Source organism: Bradyrhizobium commune (assembly GCF_015624505.1).
In the GTDB taxonomy this organism is placed as follows: Bacteria; Pseudomonadota; Alphaproteobacteria; order Rhizobiales; family Xanthobacteraceae; genus Bradyrhizobium; species Bradyrhizobium commune.
Genome location: NZ_CP061379.1, coordinates 801339 through 825366 on the forward strand (window position 1 = coordinate 801339; position 24028 = coordinate 825366).

Here is a 24028-nt window from a genome sequence, read left to right on the forward strand (position 1 = left end):
GGTCAATTCCCGTGCAGCCGCGCGGTCGCGCGGCGGGCGAACCATTCGGCGGCGATCAACGCACCGAGCGCGAGCACGATCGAGATGATGACGAGCCGGCTTGCGGCTGTGTCGCCGTCCGGCGTCTGGATCAGCGAATAGATCGCGGACGAGATCGTCTGGGTCTCGCCGGGAATGTTGGAGACGAAGGTGATGGTGGCACCGAATTCACCGATCGCCTTGGCAAAGCCGAGCACCATGCCGGCGAGCACGCCGGGCAGCGACAGCGGCAGCGTCACCGTGAAGAAGACTTCCCAGGGAGCCGCTCCAAGTGTCTCCGCAGCCTGCTCGAGCCGCCGGTCGATCGCCTCGATCGACAGCCGCATCGGGCGCACCAGCAGCGGAAACGACATCACGCCGCAGGCGAGTGCAGCGCCAGTCCAGCGGAACGCGAAGACGATGCCGAGATGATCGGCGAGGAACGCGCCGACCAGCCCGCGGCGGCCGAAAGTGAGAAGCAGCAGATAGCCGGTGACGACCGGCGGCAGCACCAGTGGCAGATGCACCAGCGCATCGAGCACCGACTTGCCCCAGAAATCGCGCCGGGCCAGCAGCCACGCGAGAGCAATGCCGAACGGCGTCGCCACCAGCGTTGCGATGACGGCGACCCTGAGCGAGAGCAGGATCGCCGTCCATTCCGCGGGAGAGATGTCGAGCATCAAGTCGCTGATATCACGTCGTCGGGGATATCAGGAACTTGAAGCCGTATTTTTCCAGAATGGTCTTGGCGGCCGACGTACGCAGGAAAGCGAGATAGTCGTTGGTCTCGCCCTTCGCGGTCGTGGTCGCCGCAACCGGATAGATGATGGCGGGATGCGAATTTTCGGGGAAGGTGCCGACAATCTTCACGCCGGGCTCGACCTTGGCGTCGGTGGAATAGACGATGCCGAGATTGGCCTCGCCACGGGCGACCAGCGTCAGCGCCGCGCGCACGCTCTCGGCCATGGCGAACTTCGGCTCCGCGGCGGTCCAGGCGCCGAGCTTCTCCAGCGCCGCCTTGGCGTATTTGCCGACCGGCACCGACTTGACGTCGCCGGTCGCGATCTTGCCGTCGCCGACGAGCTTGGCGAGATCAAAGCCTTGCGCGATGGTGACGTTGTCGATCTTGGAGTCCTTCGGCGCGATCAGCACGATGCTGTTGCCGAGCAGGTTGACGCGGGTCGGCTCGTTGATGGTCTTCTTGGAGATGGCGTAGTCCATCCAGTCGGTGTCGGCGGAGACGAACACGTCGGCCGGCGCGCCCTGCTCGATCTGCTTGGCCAGCACCGAGCTCGCGGCATAGCTGACGCTGAACTTGACGCCGGTCTTGGCGGTGTAGGCGGCGTCGACCTCGTCGAGCGCGTTCTTCATCGAGGCGGCCGCAAACACGGTGATGGTCTTGTCGTCGGCCGCGGCCGGCGAGAGACTCACGCCTGCGAGGATCACGAAAGCGGTGAAAAGTCCGGCAATACGAAACATGGAATGCGCTCCGTGCGAGCTCGCGCGCGAAATCGCACGCGCAACTGGCGTTGGGTGGGTTAGATCGCGACGGGCGGAAGCGCTGTTCCACGTGTCCCGGCAACGGCTTACGGCCGGCTCGGATATCGCAGCCGCGAAGATAGCAGGTGGAGCCCTCAGGTCAAAGGCGACCGTTTGTCTAACCAGCGCGGTTACTGCGCCGGCAGGATTGCGATCGAGAGCGAATTGTCCTTGGCGCCGCTGATCTGGAGCACGAAGGGCTTGTCCGCGAGCTCGTATTTCATGGTCTTGCGGATGCCGTCGCAATCGGTGGCGCCGCTGAAGGCCACGGGCTTGAGGAAATGCCCGTCCTGGACCACGTCGACCCAGGCGCCCGAGGACAGGCTGATCGTGTAGAGCCCGGCCTTGGGTGCGGCCTTGATGCTGGTGAAGCCGGCAAAGGTCCCGTCCTTCGGCGCACGCTCCGGTGGCGTCGGCAGTTTTGCCTCCTGAGGCGCGACCAGCCCGAGCGTGATGCCTGACGCGGGCAGGGCGGCCTGCTCGGAGCCTGACGCCAGCTTGGCGCGATCCGGCGCGGTCAGCGCCGCGCGCTCGCGCTCGATCGGCCATTTGAATTTGTCGCAGCCGCTGGGCTCCTCGGCAGCAAGGGCGGAGGTTGCGGTCACCGAGAGCACGGCGAGGAGAGCGAGGACGCGCATGTCAAATCTCATCGTTGGCCACGCGAACGACGCGGGCTTGCGGTCAGGCTGTTGAACGACGGGATGCGCATCCCGGGATGCCGCGGGCTTACGGCGCTGCGGCAGGGCGATCTTAGCGCATTCGAGGGGAGAGGGACCAGCCGGCTGACGAACTTGTTACGGCTTCGCATCGCCCGCATTCAGCACCGCTTTGCAGGCGGCGGGCATCTGCGCCAGCGTCATTGGCGGTCTTGGCTTCGGCGGCACCGGCGGCGGTTTCGGGTGCAGCACCGAATCCTTGAACCAGAAGGCGAAATCGGACGGCTTGCAGCCTTCGTCCTCGGATTGCGACGGCTGGCCCTGGCATTCGCTGGCGCCCGCGGGGCAGCGCATGCGGATGTGGAAATGATAGTCGTGGCCCCACCACGGCCTGATCTTCGACAGCCAGGAGCGATCGCCCTTGGCCTCGCGGCACAGCGCCTTCTTGATCGCGGGATTGACGAAGATGCGTTGCACCGCCGGCTCCTGCGCGGCGTCGCGCAGCACCAGCACATGGCTCGGTGTGAACACCTTCGGATCGATGTCGAGCCGGTCGTCGCGCACCATCATCACCGCCGACATCTCCTCGCGCTCCTCGCGCGACAGGCGACGATCCGGCATCGGCGTCAGCCAGATGTCGGCATCGAGCCCGATCTGATGGCTGGCATGGCCGGATAGCGCCGGCCCGCCGCGCGGCTGGCCGATGTCGCCGACCAGGATGCCGGGCCAGCCCGCGTCCTTGTGCGCCTTGGCGGCCAGGCGCTTGATCAGCGCGATCATGTCGGGGTGGCCGAAATTGCGATTACGTGACAGCCGCATCACCTGCCAATTGTCGCCGTTGAGCGGCATCTGCTCGGCACCACCGATGCAGCCTTTCACATAGGAGCCGATCACATGCGCCGGCCCCGTCGAGGGCAAAAGCTTGCGCGCAAACAGCTCCTTGGCGCCGATCTTGGGATCGTTCGGGTTGGCGAGCGGCGGCAGCGGCTTTGGGTTGACGCTGCCCTTGTCCTGGGCCAGCGCGGAGCCGGCGGCCAGGACCATCATGACGAGCAGGAGAGGGGCGATGCGGCGGGGACTCATGCTGACGTCCTTATAACCCAACGCCGCGTCAGGGTTAAGAATTAGGCTTTCAATCGGCCGTCATCTCACGGCGTCTTTACAGCGATAGCTTCGGCGCGACATCATGCGTCGGACAAAAGGCTGCGGGGCTTTGGTCATGTCAGGGTTTTGCACAACGCGTGCGCTGGTCGCAACTGTGCTGGCGGGGTTTTGCGTCGCGCCGGCGCGGGCCGATATCAGGGTCGACATCGACAAATCATCACAACGCATGTCGGTACGGGTCGATGGCGCGCCGCGCTACTCCTGGCCGGTGTCGACCGGCCGCAGCGGCTACGGCACGCCGAGCGGCACCTTCCATCCGCAGGCGATGATGCGGAGCTATTTCTCGCGCAAATATTACAATGCGCCGATGCCGCACGCGATCTTCTTCCACTACGGCTTTGCCATCCACGGCACGACCGACATTTCCCGCCTCGGCGGGCCGGCCTCGCATGGCTGCGTCAGGCTGCATCCCGCGAACGCGGCGACCCTGTTCGCGCTGATCCAGCACGAGGGCGCGCGCAACACGACGATCCATATCTCCAACTAAATTCTCCCAAAGTCGCATGTCGGCCGGCGGCCTTTAACGGCGCGATAACCCTGTCCTGCAGTGGCCAAAATTCGTGCGCGGAGTGAGCATTTCCCGTGGCGCGCATGCAATTGCGCGGGATTTCGGAAATGATTCAAACAAGAGCGCAATTTTGCGCCAACCTGCGCTTCCAATGCGACTCAAGAACGGGCTTGGCGCGCCAGTTAACGCTGCGCCGCCTTGCAAACAGGCAACAAAATCCGCATCGCGCGATCTCTGCGACGTTAAGGCCGAGTGGTCGCGTCGCCGAAGATTACTTTTTTTTCAGACACTTGCCTCAAGACTTGCGGCCGCAGGGCGCGACTGGGACATGTAAAGTTGAGTTTGGGGTCTCGAAAACAAAAAAAGCGAAAGCGCGACGTGCTCGCCAAGGCCGGCCAACGGCCGCGCAAGCCGCGATTCGCACGCGCGCCGCATTTGCCAGCCGAACACGAGCACATGCAGGGCAGCGCGGACGCCGAAGCGGCAGTCGCTGAAGCGCGCAAATCGCATGAACGGCTGCGCCAGGCCGTCGACATGCTGCCGCAGGGCATCGTGATCCTCGATCCCGAAGGCCGCTACGTCCTCTGGAACAAGCAATACGCAGAAATCTACAGCAAGACCGCCGATCTGTTCCAGGAAGGCGCACGTCTGGAAGACACGTTGCGCGTCGGCGTCGCCCGCGGCGATTATCCGGAGGCCCTGGGCCACGAGGAAGAATGGCTGGCCGAGCGGCTGAAGAAACTCTACGAGCCCGGCAAGCGCCATGAGCAGACGTTGTCGGACGGGCGCGTCATCCTGATCGAGGAACGCCGCACCGATGACGGCGGCGTGGTCGGCCTGCGCGTCGACATCACCGAATTGAAGCAGCGCGAGGCCTCGTTCCGCCTGCTGTTCGACGGTAATCCCGTCCCCATGATCGTCTGCGCGCTGGACGACGAGCGCATCCTCGGCGTCAATGACGCAGCGATTGCGCATTACGGCTATAGCCGCGCCGAATTCGAGAAGCTGAAGATCCGCTCCCTGCAGGCCTTCGACAGCGAGCCGCCCTGGACCACCGACCCGACCGGCGAGGAGCAGGCCGCGCGCACCTGGAAGCACGTCAAGGCCGACGGCGCGCTGATCGATCTTGCGATCTATTCGCGCGAATTGACCTATGCCGAGCGGCCCGCGGTGCTGCTCGCGCTGATGGACATCACCGAGCGCAAGCGCGCCGAGGCGCGGCTCGCCTTCATGGCCCAGCATGACGGGCTCACGGGCTTGCCGAACCGCAATCTGTTGCGCCAGACCATGGACGAGATGCTCCAGCACACCCGCCGCAGCACCGACAAGGTCGCGGTGCTGATGCTCGGGCTCGACAATTTCAAGGCGGTCAACGACACGCTGGGGCACGCGATCGGCGACAAGCTGTTGCGCGGCGTCGCCAAGCGGCTGCGTTCGACCTTGCGCGAGGAAGACGCCCTCGCGCGTCTCAACTCCGACGAGTTCGCGATCGTGCAGGGCGGGCTCGCCCGCCCCGAGGACGCGGTGATGCTGGCCAAGCGCCTGCTGGAGGCCATTACCGATCCCTATCTGCTCGACGGCCATTCCGTGGTGATCGGGGCCTCCATCGGCATCGCGATGGCGCCGGGCGACGGTGACGATTCCGAGAAGCTGCTCAAGAGCGCCGACATGGCGCTGTCGCGCGCCAAGCTAGATGCGCGCGGCACCTTCGCCTTCTTCGAGGCCGCGCTCCACGCGAAGGCCCAGACCCGCCGCAAGATCGAGGTCGAGCTGCGCGATGCGATCCAGAACGACGTGCTGCGCCCCTATTATCAGCCGCTGATCGATCTTTCGAGCGGCCGCATCACCGGGTTCGAGGCGCTGGTGCGCTGGCCGCATCCGGAGCGCGGCATGGTCTCGCCGGCCGAGTTCATTCCGGTCGCCGAAGACACCGGGCTGATCAATCCGCTTGGCGGGCTGATGCTGCGCCGGGCCTGCCTCGATGCCGCGACCTGGCCGGACGACGTCCGCGTCGCCGTCAATCTGTCGCCGCTCCAGTTCCGCAGCGGCCATCTGCTCTCGATGGTGACGGACGCGCTGAAGCATTCCGGCCTGCCGCCGCGGCGGCTCGAGCTCGAGATCACCGAGACGCTGCTGCTCGAGAAGAGCGCCCAGGTGCTCGCGACCCTGCATGCGCTGCGCACACTCGGCGTCCGCATCTCGATGGACGATTTCGGCACCGGCTATTCCAGCCTTAGCTATCTGCGCAGCTTCCCGTTCGACAAGATCAAGATCGACCAGTCCTTCGTGCGCGATCTCGGCGCCAACCGCGAATCGCAGGCGATCATCCGTTCCATCGTCAGCCTCGGCAAAGGCCTCGGCGTCATCATCACCGCCGAGGGCGTCGAGACCGAGGCCGAGCTCAGCTGCCTCCGTGCCGAAGGCTGCGACGAGGGCCAGGGTTTTCTGTTCAGCAAGGCCCGCCCGAACGCCGAGATTATCAGCCTGCTGGCCGCGCAGCGCGGCATCGACGGCGACGAGGACGCCGCGCTGGTGGCGTGATCGGATCCTGACGCAAGGGACGCGCTGCTCTCTCGGCGAACCTCTCCCGCTTGCGGGAGAGGTTCGCCGAAGGCGCGGGTGAGGGCTCTCTCCTCTCGGGGGGTTCGATTGCAGAGACACCCGCTCCCCAACCCTCCCCCGCAAGCGGGGGAGGGAGCGCACCGTCGTTGCGGCTGTCACTCTGCGTCAGCTCCCCGACAATATCGCCTTGCCGACATCCTCGTAATGCGTATCGCGGGCCTGGATCTGCTGGGTGATGGCGTGCATGTCGCGAAAACGGCGTTCGAACGGGTTGCTGCGGAACACGGCGGTGGCGCCCGCCATGTGATAGGCGGTGCCGACCACTTTGGCCGATTGCTGGATGGTCCAGGTCGCGGCGAGGCGAACCGCTGCGCGATGCGTCGCGCTGAACGTGCCTGTTGCCGAGAGATCCCGCCACATCGCATTCGCCGTCGCGTACAGATAGGCGCGCGCAGCGCGCAGATCCCCCTCGGTGCGGCCGATCAGGCCCTGGACCGACTGATTGTCGCGCATCGCGCTGGCAGCAAGCGACTGATGCTTGGCGCGCGCCAGCGCAATCGCAGCCTCGAGCGTGGCGCGCGCGACGCCGAGCGACACCGCGGCAAAGCCGAGACTGAAGGTCGAGCCGGTCGGAAGCCGGTAGAGCGGTCCCGGCTCGCGCAACGCCTCGGGCACGTCGCGGAACGTGGCGAAGCGCTCGGGGATGAAGAGGTCGGCGACCTCGTAGGAATCTGTGCCGGTTCCTGCGAGCCCGATCGCCTGCCAGACGTCGTGCAGCACGGCGCTCGCAAGCGGAAACAGGATGGTGCGCATCTCCGGTGCGCCGTCGGCATTTTTGCGCGGCTTGCCGTCGGCATTGACGATGCGGACATGCGCCCCGAGCCAGCTCGCCTGCCGCGAGCCCGACGCAAAATCCCAGCGCGCGGTGACGCGATAGCCGCCCTCGACCGCGCGCGCCTCATGCGCCACCGCGCCCCAGGCGAGGATGCCGGGGGCGGTGTTGAAGATCTCGTGCGCGGTGTCATGGTCGAGCGCAGCTGCGATCATCGCGCAGACCGAGCATTGGCCGAGGCACCAGGCGGCTGACGCATCCGCCTTCGCGATCTCCTCCAGCATCTGCATGAAGATCTCGGGCGGCGCTTCCGCACCACCAAGGCTTTGCGGCAAGAGTGCGCGATAGAGTCCGTTCTCGATCAGCGCGGTGACGACGCCAGGCGTCAGCCGCCGCGTCCGCTCGATCTCGTCAGCCTCGCCCGCAATCAGCGGCGCGATGGCCCGCGCCCGCTCGACCAGGCCAAATCCGGGAGTTGCGTTCATGTCAGCGTTTCCTCGCCCATTCTTGGTGTGAGCGGTACGGGGCGCGATGGTGGTCTATTTGGCCGGGAGGATCAAGGTCGCGATCCCGTAGGCCGGACCGCGCGCAGCGAAATCCGGGGCCTTCGGAGCTCGCTGCGACGAACCCGGATTGCGCTTCGCTCCATCCAGGCTACGGACCGGACGGCGATCCAGCAACCGTTCCATGATGATCGTGTGTTCGTCGCCATGATAGCTGTCGCGGTGAACTGATCGCCGGCAATGCCGCAAAATCGACACCAGAGACGGGCATCTCTGCATCGGGCGTCGTGAGCAATGGTGGGGGAGAACCTGACATGCGGGCATGGATCGGCATCGTTGCGGCCTTGTGTGCCTTCGCTCTCAGCCCCGTCGGAGTTCAAGTTGCGTTCGGCACCGAGCCTGCATCCGACTGCGGCATTCCGCAGGATATCCATGACGGATGGGCGCTGACCTCGCCGGACAAGCAGGGGATGAACGTGTCCCTGCTTTGCGCGATGGACGACGGCATCAGCGGCGGCAGGCTCGCCAATGTGGACTCCGTTGTCGTCGTTCGTCACGGCGCGCTCGTCTACGAGCGCTACTATAATTACCCCCATCAGCTCAATTACGACGCGACCACGCGGCACCGCGGTTATTCCATGACCAAAAGCGTCGTCTCGCTGCTGGTCGGTATCGCGATGGAGCGCGGCCTGATCAGCGAACTGGACGTTCCGGCTTTCTTCTATCTTCCGGAGAATGCCGATCTCCGCATGCTTGACAAGGATCCTGTGACGCTGCGTCATCTCTTGATGATGTCAGCCGGATTGGGCTCCGACAGGACCCCTGGCGTCACCTTCCGGTACAGCGACAGCGAAACAGAGCTGGTTGGCGCAATCCTGAAAAAGGTCACCGGCAAAACCGTCGATGTTCTGGCTCAGGAACAGATCTTCGCGCCGCTCGGCATCAATGACGTCGAATGGTACAAGTCGCCGTTCAGCGGTGTGGCTATGTCGAGCGAGGGGCTGAACCTGCGCCCGCGCGACTGGGCGAAGATCGGCCAGCTCGTTCTCAACCGTGGCGTTTGGGATGGCAAGCAGATCGTTCCGGCGTCCTGGGTGGATCAATCGACAGCCGAGCAGATCAAGACGGAGGAGCCGCTCTCTTATGGCTATCAGTGGTGGCAGGGACAATCGCTGAACCGGGATAGCGCCGTTCAATGGATCGCCGCGATCGGCTCCAACGCGCAAAAAACCATCATCATCCCGACGCTCGACATGGTCGTCGTCTTCAACGCGTCGCGGCGGTCCAAGAACATGGTTGCGCCGGAGCTGGACCTGCTGGATCGATACATCCTGCCAGCGGCTTTGAAGGATTGATTTCGCAATTCCATCACCGCCGTTCGAGCCGACGTTCAGACGCCCGGAAATGCCCAGACATTGATGGTCGCGGCACCCTCGCGCAGCTTTTTGATCGGCACATAGTCCGGAGAATCCCAGAAGGCGTGGATCGCCTCCATCGAAGGAAACTCGAACATCACGACCGGTCGCGTGTCATGCTCGCCTTCGAGCACGTCCACCTTTGCGCGCGCCGCGACGATCTTGCCGCCAAACGAAGCGATGAAGGGAACGACCGCCTCGCGGTACGTCTCATATCGCGGGGCGTCGGTAATGGTGGCTTGAACAACAAAATAGGCGGACATGGTCGATCCTCGTTTTCATGTGTGCGTGAGGAAAGTGAACGATCGGAGCGTAGTGGTCCGCCGCGCCGCTGTCCACGCAGGCGGACCTCGCCTGCCGAGCCTGTCGAGGGCCGTGGGCGATCAGCAACCCCGGCAGATGCCGGAGATCTTGCGGTCAACGTAAGCATCCTCGGGATCGAGGACATCCTGCGGTCCCATGGCCGGGATGACGGCAGCGTGCGGTTGGCGGTGCCCGACCGGCGCCGTCCAGGGCCGGGTGGTGGTTTCCTGTCCGGGGAGCGATGGATGGAAGGATTGCGCCGAGGCTGCGCCCATCGCCGACACGATCGCGACCACAACCAGCATTTTCAGATTGATCATAGGCATCTCCAAATGGCCCGCAACACATGCGCGGTGTCTGACATTCAGATTTGCGGCGAGGACCTGAAATTCCATGTCGTCGCGCAGCCGTGATGCCGCCGATCAGCCGGTTGGCGTCCACCAGCCGAATATTGTGACGAAGACGCACCCCAGCAGGCACATGGCCTGATGGCCCATCTCCATCCAGTACCGGGCTGGCGCATTGTCTCTCTCAAACACCTGCCCCGTCCAGTCCAGCAGCGACACCAGAAAATCATGGTTGAAAGACCTGATTTTCCGTTCGGCATAGCCGTCCCGCAGCTTTTGGACGCAATCGACGAACAGATAGATCGCGACGATGCGAGCGACGATCTCACAGAGAAAAAACCGCATGCACGCACCCCGTTCATTGCGTCGGAATCGGATGGGCGGGCCGCATGGCTCGTCAATCGGTGAAGTCCGTCTCCGCATTGGCCTAGACTTGGTGTGGCCGGATTTGGACCTGGTTCAATGGCTGCTACGCCCCTGTTGCCGATCCTGGTTTCGCGCCGGTGACGGCCGCACGGCCAGCCGAGCCGCCGCCCCCGCGTGCATTGAACCCGCCCGGCCCCCGCAAACACAAATGGCGCGTATGTCCCGCCGCGACGAAGGAACGCGCGATGAAGGCCCTGAAAGCATCGATCTGTGTTGCGGTCACCGCGCTCGCGCTGAGCCTGTCGCTCGCCGCGCCGTCCCATGCGGAGCAGGACGAGGCAAGCGCCATCACACAGCGGATGAAAGAGCTATATCAGGCCGGCAAGTACGCCGAAGCGCTGCCATTGGCCCAGAAGGCTCTCGCCCTTCGCGAGAAGGAGTTTGGCCCGGATGACGCCAACGTTGCGATGCCGCTGAACGACCTCGGCACGATCCACTACAATCTGGGCCAATACGCCGTTGCCGAGCCGCTGTACAAGCGCTCCCTCGCCATCAGGGACAAGACGCTCGGTCCGGATTCCACGGAAGTGGCTACCGTGCTGAACAATCTGGGCGACCTGTACCGCGCGGAGGAGCGTTACGCCGAGGCGGAGCCGCTGCTTAAGCGCTCGATCGCCATTCGCGAGAAGGCAGTCGGCCCCAACGATCCGTCGATCGTGATGGCGTTGGGCAACCTCGCCGCTGTCTACAGCGGTCAGGGTCGTTACGACGACGCCGTGCCGCTGTACAGGCGCGGGCTGGCCGTCCTCGAAAAGGCCTACGGCCCCGACGATCCCGAAGCCACGATATTGATGAGCAATCTGGCCGACGCCTACATCAATCAGCATCGCTATGCCGATGCCGAGCGGCTGCTCAAGCGCGCGATGGCGGTGACCGAGAAGGCCTACGGACCCGACCATCCCGACGTCGCGCAAGCGCTGAACAATCTGGCCGCCCTCTATGCGCGTCAGGGGCGCCGCGCGGATGCCGAGCGGCTATTCAAGCAGTCGGTGGCGACCTACGAGAAGACGCTCGGCCCCAACCATCCGGATCTCGCAGATATCCTGGATAATCTGGCCGGTCTCTACCGGGAAGAAGGCCGCTACGCCGATGCCCAGCAAGTCATCAAGCGGTCGATGGCCATCCGCGGCAAGACAGGCGCGATCTGAACGGCCGGTCGATAATCATTCGAGGGTGATCGTGGATCGCGTTCGGGGCTTGCCGTGACGATACATGCAAGATTGATTGGAATCGTCGTCGCCCTGTCGTGGCTCGGATTGTCTGTCGCAATGGCGGCCGGCGGCTCGTCGAAGGACATGTGGAGCGGCGCATGGACGCTCGAGATGGACCGCGATCGGCCATGGCTCACCTTTTACGACACGAGCCGCAAGACGGTGTTTCGGTTCGGCTGCGGGACGCATTACGAGCTCGATGCGGTCTATCCGGGCGAAGCACCGAAGCAGGATCACACCGCGGCCACGATCACGATCGGTAACGGCAAAACGCAGATGGAGTTCGCCGGCTTCACCTACTCCGGCCCCGACTCATTCCCGCCGAACACCTCGATGTTCAACCAGGCGGACCTCGGCCATCCCGAGTTCACCGACGACAAATGGGGCGCCCTGGAAGACCGCGTCCTGGATCTTCTCGACGCCGGGAAACCCCTGACCATCTCGGCCGAGGGCAGGAGCTATTTGCTGCCGCCGGTCAAGGCACCGCGCTGGCGGGTGCGCTTCCGGAAGATCTGCTGACGCACCGATCGCGAGCAGGTGGCGGCGCGCGTCTTCCCGAGAGCACTCTTCACATTTTTTTGTCGCATTGATTGCTCGACCATGTCGGCATGGGCTGGTCTCGATCGTCCTTGGGTGGACACGTCGCGGAAGTGATGTAGACAAGCCCCGCATACGGGCTGCGATGTCGCCACCTCGAGCCGTCAAAATCGAACTGGAGCAATGCCCATGAGAATCACCGTCGAAACCAGCGTCGCAGCCCCGATCGACCAGGTCTGGAGTGCCTATACGACGCCTGCCGATATCGTGAAGTGGAACGCCGCGTCCGACGATTGGCATACGACCAAGGCGACGGTCGACCTGCGTGAAGGTGGCGTCTTCTCGTCGCGCATGGAGGCCAAGGACGGCAGCTTCGGTTTTGACTTCGCCGGCACCTACACGACGATCGTCGAGCACAAGCTGATCGAATATTCGTTCGGCGATCGCAAGGCCGAGGTCGAGTTCGTGCCCGGGGCGAAGGGCGTCGTCGTCCGCGTCGTCTTCGACGCCGAAACGACCCACCCGGTCGAGCAGCAGCAAGGCGGCTGGCAGGCGATCCTCGACAATTTCAAGCGATATGTCGAGGTGAAGCAGGCGTCGTAGCCGGTAGGATGGGTAGAGCGAAAGCGAAACCCATCAAACTGGCGAGCCTCGCCGTCTTCGTCTACGATCCGATCGCACCATGTTGCGGAGACGCCGCGATGCAAACCATTGGCCTGATCGGGGGCATGAGCTGGGAGAGCACCGCGCTCTACTACAAGCTCATCAACGAGCGCGTCCGCGATCGCATGGGCAAGCTGCATTCGGCCCCGCTCCTGATGTACTCCTACGATTTTCAGGAGATCAAGGAGATGCAATACGGCGGCCGCTGGCAGGAGGCCGCGGCGAGCCTGGCGGAGGTGGCACGGCGTCTCGAAAGCGCCGGCGCGCGTGCGATCGTGTTGTGCACCAACACGATGCACAAGCTGGCGCCCGACATCGTGTCGGGCCTGACAATTCCCTTCATTCACATCGGCGACGCCACCGCGCAGCGCATTCGCGCAAAAGGATATCGGCGGGTCGGCCTGCTCGGCACGAAGTTCACGATGGAGGAAGATTTCTATATCGACCGGCTGCGCGCGCACGATCTCGACGTGCTGGTTCCTCCCGCCGCCGCGCGCGCCGAGGTGAACCGCATCATCTACGACGAGCTGTGCCTCGGTGTCGTCGCCGCCCCCTCGCGCCGCCGCTACCGGGACGCGATGGCCGCGCTGGTTGCCGCCGGCGCCGAGTGCATCATCCTCGGCTGCACCGAGATCACGATGCTGGTCGGTGCGGGCGATACGACAGTCGAGACGTTCGATACGACGGCGATTCACGCCGAGACGGCGGCGGATTTTGCGATCGGGTGATGGTCCCGCTGGAGGCTAGTCGTCCTGCATCCGGCTCGTAGGATGGGTAGAGCGAAAGCGAAACCCATCAAACTTCATCCTCACAATCCGGATCGTGCTAACAGGCAGTACTAGATACTGCGTCCGCCCTATCAGGGCGATGGGTTTCGCAAGAGCTCAACCCATCCTACGGGCTGTCTCCGGCCCGCGGCGCGGCGGGTCAACTCGAGTACTTGCGTCCCCAATTTCGCATGGCCCCCACGATCGGCCCGAGGTCGCGCCCCTTCTCGGTCAGCACGTACTCGGCGCGCGGCGGACTCATCGAATAGAACCGCCGCTCCACGACCCCATTCTTTTCCAGCGTCCTCAGACGCTCCGATAATGTCGTCGGAGCAATGCTATCGAGCGTGTCCTGCAAATCCTGGAAGCGTCTCGCACCGTGCTGGAGCAGCTCGCGCAGGATGAGGCAGGTCCAGCTCGATCCGATGATGCTGAGTGTGTAGGCCACCGGGCCTTCTGCGGGCTTTTGCTTGGGCATGGTTCCGGTTTACCCGGCGATCACGACTTTGGCAATTGACTACAAAATTCATAGTGACAATCTGTTTGAGAGTTACACCAGAAAATGGAGTTTCGCCATGACGGTGCCCGAATATCTCGTGACGTTCGAGGCGGCCATCCGGCCCCTCGTGGTGGCTATTGCACTGGGCCTCATCTGGATCGGCGCCATACGCATGGAGGGATCCGCACAGTCGCGTTACGCAACTGCGGGTGCCATGTCGGTGGTTCTCGTTGCGTGGCTGGCGATCGCTCAGTCCTTGGGGTCGGCAAATGCCTATTTCGCGACAAGCGACAGCGCAGTGCCGACCTTGCTGCTCGGTTTGCTGATCCCGCTGATCACCGCTGCCGTGGGCCTGCGACTGTCGGAAAGAATTGCAAGCCTCGTCTCCGCGATACCGCTGCACTGGATCGTGGCGGCCCAGGTCTATCGTATTGCAGGCGGAATCTTCCTCGTTCTTTGGGCGGACGGACGCCTGCCGTGGCAATTCGCGCTGCCCGCGGGGATTGGTGACATTACGACAGGCTGCCTTGCTGTCGTCGTGGCGGTGCTGCTGGCGCAGAAGGCGCCGGGCGCCCTGAGGGCGGCCTACGGGTGGTGCCTGTTTGGAATCGCCGATCTCGTCGTGGCGGTGACCATGGGGGCAATGACGTCCCCGGGACGAGCCCACCTCCTGGCCTTCGATGCGCCGAACCTCCTCATTTCATCCTATCCGCTGGTGATGATCCCCACTTTCGCAGTCCCGTTGGCCCTCATGCTCCATGGCCTGGTTCTGTGGAGGCTCAGGCGTGAGAGCGCCTCGACGGGTAGGCTGGCCGCGGCGTGATCGCTGTCGTCAGATAACCCGAACCCGGTCTCGTGAGGCCCCGTAGGCCGGGGCCTCACGTCCCAACATCTTCGAGGCTTCAATTGCGGAAAAGGCGCCGATTCTGATCGCCGCGTGTCGGGTCCGTGCGGGTGTGTCGGGGGCCTCAGCGAAGCGAAAGTAGCTCCAGACCATGTCGCCGCGTCGGAGGGCGGAGCCATTCAGGACTCACTGGAAAAGCGAGCGCCTGAACGCGTAGTCCTCATCGCTTTCGTCGGCATCGCGATGAAGCTCGTAGTTCTCGAGCGAGAACGGTGGCATCGTCGAAAATTCCCGCACCACCCCGACATAGTCCAGATGGCGTCGCATGACGTCCTCGACGAGCACTTTCACGCTCACATTGTCCAGGCGGGCAACGCGCGAAGCCATGTCGTAGGCTCGTCGTCGTGATGTCGGCGGCAAGACGGCTGAACCTGCCCGAATATATTAACCGCGCAGCCGCAATTTGAAAGGCGCCCATCAACCCGGTTGTCCGCAGTTGACGGCCGCCAAACGCCTGCCGACCACACACGCTGCGATGATGTCATTATGCCCCTGTTTTGCCCGACAAGTCAAACAGGATTCGTTAAAATCGAAATAACTCAATGCCGACAACGAGCCGGCTACTGTGCATGGGGTTGTTTTCGCGGTTTTGTTATCCGGCCCCCGGAGAGCCTGAGCCCCGTCTCAGCTATCGACCTTCAGCGCGGCAATGAAGGCTTCCTGCGGGATGTCGACCTTGCCGAACTGCCGCATCTTCTTCTTGCCTTCCTTCTGCTTCTCCAGAAGTTTTCGTTTACGCGTGATGTCGCCGCCGTAGCACTTTGCGGTGACGTCCTTGCGCAGCGCGCGCACCGTCTCGCGCGCGATCACCTTGCCGCCGATCGCCGCCTGGATCGGGATCTGGAACATGTGCGGCGGGATCAGCTCCTTCATCTTCTCGACCATGGCGCGGCCGCGGCCCTCCGCACGGGTGCGATGCACCAGCATCGACAGCGCGTCGACCGGCTCGTTGTTGACGAGGATCTGCATCTTGACGAGATCGGCCGGCTTGTAGTCGGTGAGATGGTAGTCGAACGAGGCGTAGCCTTTCGAGACCGATTTGAGCCGGTCGTAGAAATCGAACACGACCTCGTTGAGTGGCAGATCGTATTTCACCATCGCGCGCGAGCCGACGTAAGTCAGCTCCTTCTGCGCGCCGCGGCGGTCCTGGCACAGCTTCAGCACGCTGCCGAGATATTCGTCCGGGGTGAGGATCGTCGCCTCGATCCATGGCTCCTGGATCTCGGCGATCTTGACCACGTCCGGCATGTCGACGGGGTTGTGAATGGAGATTTCCTGACCGTCGGTCAGAGCCATCTTGTAGATCACGCTCGGCGCGGTCGCGATCAGGTTGAGATCGAACTCGCGCGACAGCCGTTCCTGGATGATCTCCAGATGCAACAGCCCGAGGAAGCCGCAGCGGAAGCCGAAGCCGAGCGCGGCCGACGTCTCCATCTCGTAGGAGAAGCTGGCATCGTTGAGGCGCAGCTTGCCCATCGCAGCGCGCAAGGTCTCGAAGTCATCGGCGTCCGCTGGGAACAGGCCGCAGAACACCACGGGAATGGCCGGCTTGAAGCCCGGCAGCATCTCGGTCACCGGCTTCCTGTCGTCGGTGATGGTGTCGCCGACGCGGGTGTCGGCGACTTCCTTGATCGCGGCGGTGATGAAGCCGATCTCACCGGGGCCGAGCTCGTCGACCTGCTGCATCTTCGGCGTGAAGAAGCCGACGCGCTCGATGTCATAGGCGGCACCGGTGCCCATCATGCGGACCCGGCTGCCCTTCTTCATGACGCCGTCGACGACACGGATCAGCACGACGACGCCGAGATAGACGTCGTACCAGCTGTCGACCAGCAGCGCCTTCAACGTCGCGTCGCGATCGCCCTTCGGCGGCGGCAGGCGGGTGACGATGGCCTCCAGCACATCGGGAACGCCGAGGCCGGTCTTGGCCGAGATCATCACCGCGTCGGAGGCGTCGATGCCGATGACGTCCTCGATCTGCTGCTTGACCTTCTCCGGCTCTGCGGCCGGAAGGTCGACCTTGTTCAGGACCGGAACGATCTCGTGACCGGCGTCGAGCGCGTGGTAGACGTTGGCGAGCGTCTGCGCTTCGACGCCCTGGCTGGCGTCGACCACCAGCAGGGAACCCTCGCAGGCCGCGAGCGACCGCGAGACTTCGTAGGCGAAGTCGACATGGCCGGGCGTGTCCATCAGGTTGAAGATGTAATCCTTGCCGTCCTTGGCGCGGTAGGCGAGGCGCACTGTCTGCGCCTTGATGGTAATGCCGCGCTCGCGCTCGATGTCCATGGAATCGAGCACCTGCTCCTTGCCCGCCATTTCGCGGTCGGAGAGGCCGCCGGTCATCTGGATCAGGCGGTCCGCCAGCGTCGATTTGCCATGGTCGATATGGGCGACGATGGAGAAATTGCGGATGTTGGAAATGGGGACGGTCGTCATGGGCGCGGGATACCACTCACATCCCCGTGCGGCAACCATATTGCTGTATTTTCAGGGCCTTTCTTCACGCCAAGCTGATTCCATGCGGGGCCAAAACGCGCTACGCAACGGCTGATGTCCACGACCTCTCTTCCCACCACCCGAACCCGCGTCAAGGCCCGGGTGAGTTTCAACCGCTTCCGGGCCTGGCTGGTCGCCTGCGCGATCCGGCCACAGGCGCGCACCTGGCTGGTGATCCAGTTCGCCATTTTGCATGCAGTGATCTGGACCTTCATCCTGATCAATCTCAAGGCAGCGCAGGACGTTCACATGGACGTCGCCGAAGCCTGGGGCTGGGGCCAGAAATTCCTCTGGGGCTACGGCAAGCACCCGCCGCTGTCGGGCTGGATCGCCGGCGTGTGGTTCAAGCTGTTCCCGGCGACGGACTGGGCGACCTACGCGCTGGCGATGGCGACCGTCAGCGTCGGCATGGTGATCTGCTGGTTCGTGAGCTTGCGCGTCGTCGACGCACGCCGCGCGTTCCTGGTCGTGGTGATGGTCGCGCTCTACCCGATCTTCAATTTCAAGGGTTTCAAGTACAATCCGGACCTCTTGCAGCTCGTCACGTTGCCGCTGCTCGTGCTGGCTTATCTCAACGCCTTCGAGAAGCGGAGCTGGCAGTCCGGCATCTGGTTCGGACTTGCCGGCGCGCTGGCGCTGATGACCAAATATTGGGTGCTGACCATGATCGGCGCCATCGGCCTTGCGGCGCTGATCCATCCCGCACGCGTGAGGTTCCTACTGTCGCCGGCGCCCTGGGTTGGGATCGCGACGATGGCGGTGGCGATGATCCCGCACATCGTCTGGCTCGCGGATGCGCATTTCGTGCCGCTGACCTATGCCGGTGACACCTACAGCATCGAGGATGCCGGCCTCGTGCATCAGCTCGTGTTCGGCTACGTCCTGCACAATGCCGCGCTGCTGGCATTGCCGGTGGCGCTCGCAGCGCTTGCGATGGCGCTGGTGCCGCCGCTCGCGCGCGCACCCTTGCGCATCGTCACACGCGCCTGGGCGCGCGGCGCCAATCCCGGTGTGAACGTGTCGCAGGCGCTGAACATCTGGATCATCCAGATCGTCGTCGCGGCCGGGCCGCCGCTCGGCGCACTCGCCTTCGGCGTCTACCTGAAAACCGATTGGGGCATCTCGCTGTTCTTCCTGGTGCCGCTCGCGCTGGTTGCGATTCCGCCGTTGCGGGTGCAGGGTGCCGTGCTGTTCAACATTGTCGCGATCTGGCTGGTGCTGAGCGTCGCGACGCTGATCGCCTCACCCTGGATCGCCGCACGCGAGATGGCGGCGAACAAGGACAACACCGCGACCTATGGCGCGCGCTCCGACCTCGCCCGCGAACTGACGCAGGCCTGGCATTCGCGCTTCGCTTCGCGCTGGGCGGTGGTTGCCGGCACCATGGAGTCGATCCAGCCGATGGTGTTCTACAGTCCCGATCATCCGGTTGCGTTCATCCCGAACGAGGCCTGGAGCTCTGGTCTGACGTCACTCGATGACGTCAAGACATACGGCTTCATCGGCGTGTTCGATCCGACCGACGGCCGTCTTCCGGCGTTCGAGAAGTGGGTCTCCGAGGTTGCGCCGAATGCCGAACGCATGGTGATGACCACGCGTCGTTTCACCCACGGCAAGGCCGGCCCATCGATGAGCTGGAATATCTACATCGCCCCGCCGGCGAGGTGATGGCTCAAACGCCTTCCTCGTTGAACTTGCTTTCAACGAGTTCGGTGATCGCAGTAAGTGCCGCTTCCGCGTCAGTGCCGGCAGCCGCAACCGTGATCGTGGTGCCTGGGCCGGCGGCGAGCATCATCAGGCCCATGATCGAGGTGCCGCCGACGGTCTCGCCGCCGCGCGTCACCCATACCTGCGCGTTGAAGCGCTCGACCGCCTGGACGAATTTCGCCGAGGCGCGGGCATGCAGGCCGCGCTTGTTGATGATCAGGAGCTCTTTCGAGATCGCACCTGCGGGCACGCCGGTTCCGGCTTGCGGCGCGTCGTCGCTCATTTGCCGGCGAGCACGCGGCTGGCGATGGTGACGTATTTGCGGCCGGCTTCCTGGGCCATCGCGATCGCGTCGGGCAGCGAGCGCTCTTCACGAACCTTGGCGAGCTTCACCAGCATGGGCAGGTTGATGCCCGCGAGCACTTCGACCTTCGGCCGGCTCATGCAGGATATTGCAAGGTTCGACGGCGTGCCGCCGAACATGTCGGTGAGGATCGCAACGCCGTCGCCGGAATCGACGCGGTTAACCGCTTCGATGATGTCGCTTCGGCAGAGATCGGAATCATCTTCGGCACCGATCGTGATCGCTTCGATTTGCTTTTGCGGACCCATCACATGCTCAAGCGCCGCCTTGAACTCGTCGGCAAGGCGCCCGTGGGTCACAAGTACTAGACCAATCATCGGAAAACTCCCGCGGGCGCTTTTGGTGCACCGCACGAACGCGCCACTTTGACCATCCAGAGCCCCCGCGCAAGAGGGGATGTTGCGTATCTCCCTGAATCTAGACGGATGGATGAGGGGAGCTGCGCCGGTCTATTCGGTCGCGAGTGTGCGGTTCATATGGTTACAATTTCCCTTCAAACAATCGCCGGAAAGGTTAGCGGAAGGTTAACTCTTGGTAGTGGTCAAGGCCGCGACAACCAGTGGGAGGGGCGAATAGCCGCGCCCAACCGGGATTCGCGGTAATTCGACACCGAAAATGCTGGTTTTCAAGGATTCCGGCGGCGGCAGGCGTTCCGCGTCGGCGGCGTCCAGATCGACCACGAGACCGACCGTCGCATGCTCCACGAAGTCGCAGCGGCGGATCCCCAAGCCCCTGATCTCGATCAGGCCGGCCAGCCGAGGCGCGGGGCGGACTTCAATTTCGTGGCCGAGTGTCGCCAGATGGACACGGTCGTCACCGACCAGGACGGCTCTTTCGACCACGCCTGAGCGCCCCGCCATGACCAAATCGAAGGCAAGGCGCGACTTGCCCGCGCCTGAAGGGCCGCGGATCAGCACCGCCAGACCGCCGACCTTGACCGCGGAGGCATGAACGCTCGCGTCGCCGCCGCTCATAGTGCCGGCAGCCTCACCACGAAGCGTGCACCGGCGACCGTCGGTGCGCCGTCTTCATCCGGCGGGCCTGCGCGGTTCTCCGCCCAGATGCGACCGCCATGGGCCTCGACGATCTGCTTGGAGATCGACAGGCCGAGGCCGGAGTTCTGGCCAAAGCCCTGATGCGGACGGTCGGTGTAGAAGCGCTCGAAGATGCGCTCCAGCGCGTCGTCGCGGATGCCGGGACCGTCGTCGTCGACCACGATCTCGATCTCGCCGCGCACACGGCGGCAGGTCAGGCGCACCTTGCTGCCGGCTTCCGAGAACGACTGCGCGTTCGAGAGCAGGTTCGAAACCACCTGTCCGAGCCGTGAATCGTGACCCGTCACCGAGAACGTGTCGCTACCGCCGCGTCCCTCGAAGCGCGCCTCGACCGCGACGTCGTGGCCGAGCTTGGTCTCGTTGGCGACCGAAACCAGCGTGCCCAACAGGCGCTTGAGATCGACTGGAATGGCGTCCTGCCGCTGCAATTCGGCGTCGAGCCGGCTCGCATCCGAAATGTCGGAGATCAGCCGGTCGAGCCGCTTGACGTCATGCTCGATCACCTCGAGCAGGCGGGCGCGGCTGTTCTCGTTGCGCGCCAGCGGCAGGGTCTCGACAGCGGAGCGCAGCGAGGTCAGCGGGTTCTTCAGCTCGTGGGCGACGTCGGCGGCGAACATCTCGATCGCCTCGATGCGCTTGTACAGCGCGTTGGTCATGTCGCGCAGCGCGCCGGAGAGATGGCCGATCTCGTCGCGGCGGCGGGTGAAGTCGGGGATCTCGACGCGGGTCTTGATGCGGCGGCGGACGCGCTCGGCGCTGTCGGCGAGCCGGCGCACGGGCCCCGCGATCGTGCTCGCAAGCAGCAACGACAGCATGATCATGACCGCGGCGGCGACGCCGCCCACTTTCAGGATGGCGAGGCGCTCGGCCGTGACCATCTGGTCGATGTCGTCGCCCTGCGTCGACAGCATCAGCGCGCCGTGGATGGCGCGCGAACGCAGCACGGGGACGGCCACGGAGACGATGACCTCGCCGCGTGCGTTGACCCGCACCATCGAGCGCTTCTCGCCCTGGAGCGCATCGGCGACCTCCACATAGCCATTGCCGTTCTCGCGCCCGAGCTCGCGATACAGCGGCAGGTCGCCGCGGTTGATCCAGAGGCGCACCGCGACGGTAGCCCGTTCGACCAGGTTGAGTTTGTCCGATGGCGGCGGCAGCGGCTGGGTCCGCACGATGTCGAGGTCGCGGCTGTCGAGCAGCACCGAACCGTTGGGATCGAAGATCCGCGCGCGGGTCTTGGTCGGCGAGATCAGCGTGCGCAACACCGGCGCGACACGTTCGGGATTGATCGGAAAATCCAGCGAATCGTCCGGTCCGCCATAGCTCTCGCCCAGTTTCAGGTCGAGCAGCCGCTCGGGGTCGACGGTGATCGCGTTGGTCTGCACCGTCGCCGAGGCTCCGATCGCACCGGCGATGATCTCGGCTTGCACCAGCAGGCTCTGCGCGCGCGCGTCGATCAGGCCGGCGCGGAATTGCGACAGATACAGGATGCTCGCGACCAGCGCGACGAGGCCCGCGAGGTTGAGCGAGACGATGCGGCGGGTCAGGCTCGAGAAGGACAGCGCGAAGAAGAACTGCCCGGCGCGCTTGAACCAGTTCAGCGGCGGCCGGCTCTTCGCGACCGGCTTGTCCTCATGGTCCGAGGCGCCGTGGGATGCATTGTCCTCGGCGTTCGAACTCTGATCAGGCTGCGTTCGGTCCAGCAATGCTTACGCCCGCGTTAGGACAGCTCGTGCGACGGTCATCCTAAGGCCATCCCGGTCCTGATGGAATCAGAACCGCTGCTGCGCGCGTCCTTTGTGAAGGCGCCTGCCTCAGGCTTCCTTGAAACGGTAGCCAACGCCGTAGAGCGTCTCGATCATCTCGAAATCGTTGTCGACCACCTTGAACTTCTTGCGCAGCCGCTTGATGTGGCTGTCGATGGTGCGGTCGTCGACATAGACCTGATCGTCATAGGCGGCGTCCATCAGCGCGTTGCGGCTTTTGACCACGCCGGGGCGGGTTGCGAGCGCCTGGAGGATCAGGAATTCGGTGACGGTGAGGGTCACCGGCTCGTTCTTCCAGGTGCAGGTGTGGCGTTCCGGATCCATCCGCAAAAGACCGCGATCGAGCGCCTTGGCGTCGTTCTCCTTCGGCGCAACGGTCGGATCCTTGGGCGCCGAGCGGCGCAGCACGGCCTTGACGCGCTCGACCAGCAGACGCTGCGAGAACGGTTTGCGGATGAAATCGTCGGCGCCCATCTTGAGGCCGAACAGTTCGTCGATCTCTTCGTCCTTGGAGGTCAGGAAGATCACCGGCAGGTCGGACTTTTGCCTGAGACGGCGCAGCGTCTCCATGCCGTCCATGCGCGGCATCTTGATGTCGAGGATGGCGAGATCGGGTTGGGTGGTGCGGAAACCGTCCAGCGCGGAGGCACCGTCGGTGTAGGTCATGATGCGGTAGCCTTCGGCTTCCAGCGCGATCGAGACGGATGTGAGAATGTTGCGGTCGTCGTCGACCAAAGCGATTGTGGGCATGAGCCTCTGCTTTCTGCTTTCCGTTTGGGTCGTGGCTTAAACGGCGAGCAATCCAGTGATGCGCCGCATACATGGGTGCCGAATTTGGCGTTCGAACCTTGTCACCGAGCAATGCAAGCTGGGCTGAAGTGTGACCAAGTTCCACGAAACACGGCAGATTCGCCGCATGTCGACCCATAACCAGGCCCCCGTTTACCCGAAAAAAGGCCCGCTTTGCAACCACCTGACCTGAGAAAGCCGATGCAACCGACCCCCGATTTCGCTCCCCAAAAGCTCGCCAAATCGCTGCTCAGGCGGTCGCGGCAGGGGGCGCTGGCAACGCTGATGGCCGGCAGCGGCGATCCCTATTGCTCCCTGGTCAATCTGGCGAGCCACCCCGATGGCTCGCCTATCCTGCTGATCTCGCGGCTGGCCGTGCATACCAGGAACATCCTGGCTGACGCCCGCGTCTCCCTGATGCTGGACGAGCGCGCGGCAGGTGATCCCCTGGAAGGCGCCCGGATCATGCTGTCCGGCCGGGCGGAAGAGGCCGGCGCCGAGAAAGATCTGCTTCAGCGGCGGTATCTGAGTGCCCATCCGTCGGCGGAAGCCTTTGTCGGATTTAAGGATTTCTCGTTCTTCCGGATCAAGCCCACCGGAACCCATCTGGTCGCGGGCTTCGGCCGGATCGTCGATCTCAAGCCGGAGCAATTCCTCACGGACCTCACTGGCGCAGAGGACCTGCTCGCGGCCGAGGAGGGCGCCGTCGCGCACATGAATGCCGACCATCGCGATGCGATGGGCCTCTACGCCACAAAGCTCCTGGGCGCGCCCGCGGGCGACTGGCGCTGCACCGGCTGCGATCCGGAGGGCCTCGACATGCAGGATGGCCAGACCGCGCTGCGGCTGGAATTCCCGGAACGGGTGACTGATGGGACGGCGCTGCGCAAGATGCTGGTCCGGCTTGCCGACGACGCGCGCCAAGACGGACGAAACGGCGGGCTAGCCGCGACAAATTGAACGCTGCCCCCCATCGCTGCGACCCAACACCGTAACG

General features: G+C 64.1%; 26 protein-coding genes. 10 read left to right on the top strand and 16 right to left on the bottom strand.

Annotation, left to right across the window (positions count from 1 at the left end; all coding sequences use genetic code 11):
• Positions 1 to 2: 2 nt before the first annotated feature.
• The 4 genes from modB to mepA all read right to left on the bottom strand — a co-directional run bounded on the left by modB (position 3) and on the right by mepA (position 3296).
• Positions 3 to 698, bottom strand: a complete 696-nt coding sequence (modB, locus tag IC761_RS03790) for a molybdate ABC transporter permease subunit (RefSeq protein WP_195801966.1) — start codon at positions 696 to 698, stop codon at positions 3 to 5.
• Between the two features lie 13 nt (positions 699 to 711).
• Complete coding sequence (gene modA, locus IC761_RS03795; protein WP_195801967.1) at positions 712 to 1497, bottom strand: molybdate ABC transporter substrate-binding protein; 786 nt, start codon at positions 1495 to 1497, stop codon at positions 712 to 714.
• A gap of 191 nt (positions 1498 to 1688) precedes the next feature.
• On the bottom strand, positions 1689 to 2195 hold the full coding sequence (locus IC761_RS03800; RefSeq protein ID WP_195801968.1) for a hypothetical protein: 507 nt from the start codon (positions 2193 to 2195) through the stop codon (positions 1689 to 1691).
• A 156-nt stretch (positions 2196 to 2351) separates the two neighbouring features.
• Positions 2352 to 3296 carry a penicillin-insensitive murein endopeptidase gene (mepA, locus tag IC761_RS03805; protein WP_195801969.1) on the bottom strand — a complete coding sequence of 315 codons (945 nt, stop codon included), beginning with the start codon at positions 3294 to 3296 and terminating at the stop codon, positions 2352 to 2354.
• A 136-nt stretch (positions 3297 to 3432) separates the two neighbouring features.
• Between mepA and IC761_RS03810 the strand changes: the two genes are divergently transcribed.
• On the top strand, positions 3433 to 3864 hold the full coding sequence (locus IC761_RS03810) for a L,D-transpeptidase (RefSeq protein WP_195801970.1): 432 nt from the start codon (positions 3433 to 3435) through the stop codon (positions 3862 to 3864).
• Positions 3865 to 4341: 477 nt separating this feature from the next.
• Positions 4342 to 6426, top strand: a complete 2085-nt coding sequence (locus IC761_RS03815) for a putative bifunctional diguanylate cyclase/phosphodiesterase (RefSeq protein WP_438265082.1) — start codon at positions 4342 to 4344, stop codon at positions 6424 to 6426.
• Between the two features lie 186 nt (positions 6427 to 6612).
• On the opposite strand, the gene IC761_RS03820 is transcribed toward IC761_RS03815, so the two are convergent.
• A complete protein-coding gene (locus IC761_RS03820; RefSeq protein WP_195801972.1) occupies positions 6613 to 7764 on the bottom strand; it encodes an acyl-CoA dehydrogenase family protein in 1152 nt (383 codons plus the stop codon).
• 512 nt (positions 7765 to 8276) lie between these two features.
• Between IC761_RS03820 and IC761_RS03825 the strand changes: the two genes are divergently transcribed.
• Positions 8277 to 9137 (top strand): serine hydrolase domain-containing protein, encoded by an 861-nt coding sequence (locus IC761_RS03825; protein ID WP_195801973.1) that lies wholly within the window; start codon positions 8277 to 8279, stop codon positions 9135 to 9137.
• 35 nt (positions 9138 to 9172) lie between these two features.
• On the opposite strand, the gene IC761_RS03830 is transcribed toward IC761_RS03825, so the two are convergent.
• The 3 genes from IC761_RS03830 to IC761_RS03840 all read right to left on the bottom strand — a co-directional run bounded on the left by IC761_RS03830 (position 9173) and on the right by IC761_RS03840 (position 10192).
• Entirely contained in the window at positions 9173 to 9460 is a 288-nt protein-coding gene (locus tag IC761_RS03830; RefSeq protein ID WP_195801974.1) for a DUF1330 domain-containing protein, read from the bottom strand.
• A 120-nt stretch (positions 9461 to 9580) separates the two neighbouring features.
• Positions 9581 to 9820: a hypothetical protein gene (locus IC761_RS03835; RefSeq protein WP_195801975.1), complete on the bottom strand. Its 240-nt coding sequence runs from the start codon at positions 9818 to 9820 to the stop codon at positions 9581 to 9583.
• 102 nt (positions 9821 to 9922) lie between these two features.
• A complete protein-coding gene (locus IC761_RS03840; protein WP_195801976.1) occupies positions 9923 to 10192 on the bottom strand; it encodes a hypothetical protein in 270 nt (89 codons plus the stop codon).
• A 266-nt stretch (positions 10193 to 10458) separates the two neighbouring features.
• On the opposite strand from IC761_RS03840, the gene IC761_RS03845 reads away from it, so the two are divergent.
• The 4 genes from IC761_RS03845 (at position 10459) to IC761_RS03860 (ending at position 13412) form a co-directional block, all read left to right on the top strand.
• Entirely contained in the window at positions 10459 to 11421 is a 963-nt protein-coding gene (locus IC761_RS03845; protein WP_195801977.1) for a tetratricopeptide repeat protein, read from the top strand.
• Between the two features lie 54 nt (positions 11422 to 11475).
• The gene (locus IC761_RS03850; protein ID WP_195801978.1) at positions 11476 to 12003 is read left to right on the top strand and encodes a hypothetical protein; all 528 of its coding nucleotides are present in this window, start codon (positions 11476 to 11478) and stop codon (positions 12001 to 12003) included.
• Positions 12004 to 12210: 207 nt separating this feature from the next.
• Positions 12211 to 12624, top strand: coding sequence for an SRPBCC family protein (locus IC761_RS03855; protein ID WP_195801979.1), 414 nt, complete (start codon positions 12211 to 12213; stop codon positions 12622 to 12624).
• Positions 12625 to 12722: 98 nt separating this feature from the next.
• Entirely contained in the window at positions 12723 to 13412 is a 690-nt protein-coding gene (locus IC761_RS03860) for an aspartate/glutamate racemase family protein (protein ID WP_195801980.1), read from the top strand.
• 199 nt (positions 13413 to 13611) lie between these two features.
• On the opposite strand, the gene IC761_RS03865 is transcribed toward IC761_RS03860, so the two are convergent.
• Positions 13612 to 13929 (bottom strand): winged helix-turn-helix transcriptional regulator, encoded by a 318-nt coding sequence (locus IC761_RS03865; RefSeq protein ID WP_195801981.1) that lies wholly within the window; start codon positions 13927 to 13929, stop codon positions 13612 to 13614.
• On the opposite strand from IC761_RS03865, the gene IC761_RS03870 reads away from it, so the two are divergent.
• Positions 13928 to 14773 carry a DUF8737 domain-containing protein gene (locus tag IC761_RS03870; RefSeq protein ID WP_195801982.1) on the top strand — a complete coding sequence of 282 codons (846 nt, stop codon included), beginning with the start codon at positions 13928 to 13930 and terminating at the stop codon, positions 14771 to 14773. The genes IC761_RS03865 and IC761_RS03870 overlap by 2 nt on opposite strands.
• Positions 14774 to 14980: 207 nt before the next feature.
• On the opposite strand, the gene IC761_RS03875 is transcribed toward IC761_RS03870, so the two are convergent.
• Both IC761_RS03875 and lepA read right to left on the bottom strand, forming a co-directional pair.
• Complete coding sequence (locus IC761_RS03875; protein ID WP_195801983.1) at positions 14981 to 15181, bottom strand: hypothetical protein; 201 nt, start codon at positions 15179 to 15181, stop codon at positions 14981 to 14983.
• A 297-nt stretch (positions 15182 to 15478) separates the two neighbouring features.
• Positions 15479 to 17290 carry a translation elongation factor 4 gene (lepA, locus tag IC761_RS03880; RefSeq protein WP_195801984.1) on the bottom strand — a complete coding sequence of 604 codons (1812 nt, stop codon included), beginning with the start codon at positions 17288 to 17290 and terminating at the stop codon, positions 15479 to 15481.
• 114 nt (positions 17291 to 17404) lie between these two features.
• Here lepA and IC761_RS03885 point away from each other — a divergent pair, with 114 nt between their 5' ends.
• Positions 17405 to 19018, top strand: coding sequence for a glycosyltransferase family 39 protein (locus IC761_RS03885; RefSeq protein ID WP_195801985.1), 1614 nt, complete (start codon positions 17405 to 17407; stop codon positions 19016 to 19018).
• 4 nt (positions 19019 to 19022) lie between these two features.
• Here the strand turns inward: IC761_RS03885 and IC761_RS03890 are convergent, their stop codons facing one another.
• The 5 genes from IC761_RS03890 to IC761_RS03910 all read right to left on the bottom strand — a co-directional run bounded on the left by IC761_RS03890 (position 19023) and on the right by IC761_RS03910 (position 22992).
• Positions 19023 to 19340 carry an HPr family phosphocarrier protein gene (locus tag IC761_RS03890; RefSeq protein WP_195801986.1) on the bottom strand — a complete coding sequence of 106 codons (318 nt, stop codon included), beginning with the start codon at positions 19338 to 19340 and terminating at the stop codon, positions 19023 to 19025.
• Positions 19337 to 19738 (bottom strand): PTS sugar transporter subunit IIA, encoded by a 402-nt coding sequence (locus IC761_RS03895; RefSeq protein WP_024339151.1) that lies wholly within the window; start codon positions 19736 to 19738, stop codon positions 19337 to 19339. The genes IC761_RS03890 and IC761_RS03895 overlap by 4 nt, the downstream gene beginning before the upstream one ends.
• A 207-nt stretch (positions 19739 to 19945) precedes the next feature.
• The gene (locus IC761_RS03900) at positions 19946 to 20395 is read right to left on the bottom strand and encodes an HPr kinase/phosphorylase (protein WP_195801987.1); all 450 of its coding nucleotides are present in this window, start codon (positions 20393 to 20395) and stop codon (positions 19946 to 19948) included.
• Positions 20392 to 22182, bottom strand: a complete 1791-nt coding sequence (locus tag IC761_RS03905) for a sensor histidine kinase (RefSeq protein ID WP_195801988.1) — start codon at positions 22180 to 22182, stop codon at positions 20392 to 20394. The genes IC761_RS03900 and IC761_RS03905 overlap by 4 nt, the downstream gene beginning before the upstream one ends.
• Before the next feature lie 108 nt (positions 22183 to 22290).
• On the bottom strand, positions 22291 to 22992 hold the full coding sequence (locus IC761_RS03910) for a response regulator transcription factor (protein WP_027535781.1): 702 nt from the start codon (positions 22990 to 22992) through the stop codon (positions 22291 to 22293).
• A gap of 240 nt (positions 22993 to 23232) precedes the next feature.
• On the opposite strand from IC761_RS03910, the gene IC761_RS03915 reads away from it, so the two are divergent.
• Complete coding sequence (locus tag IC761_RS03915; protein WP_195801989.1) at positions 23233 to 23991, top strand: HugZ family pyridoxamine 5'-phosphate oxidase; 759 nt, start codon at positions 23233 to 23235, stop codon at positions 23989 to 23991.
• Positions 23992 to 24028 lie beyond the last annotated feature (37 nt).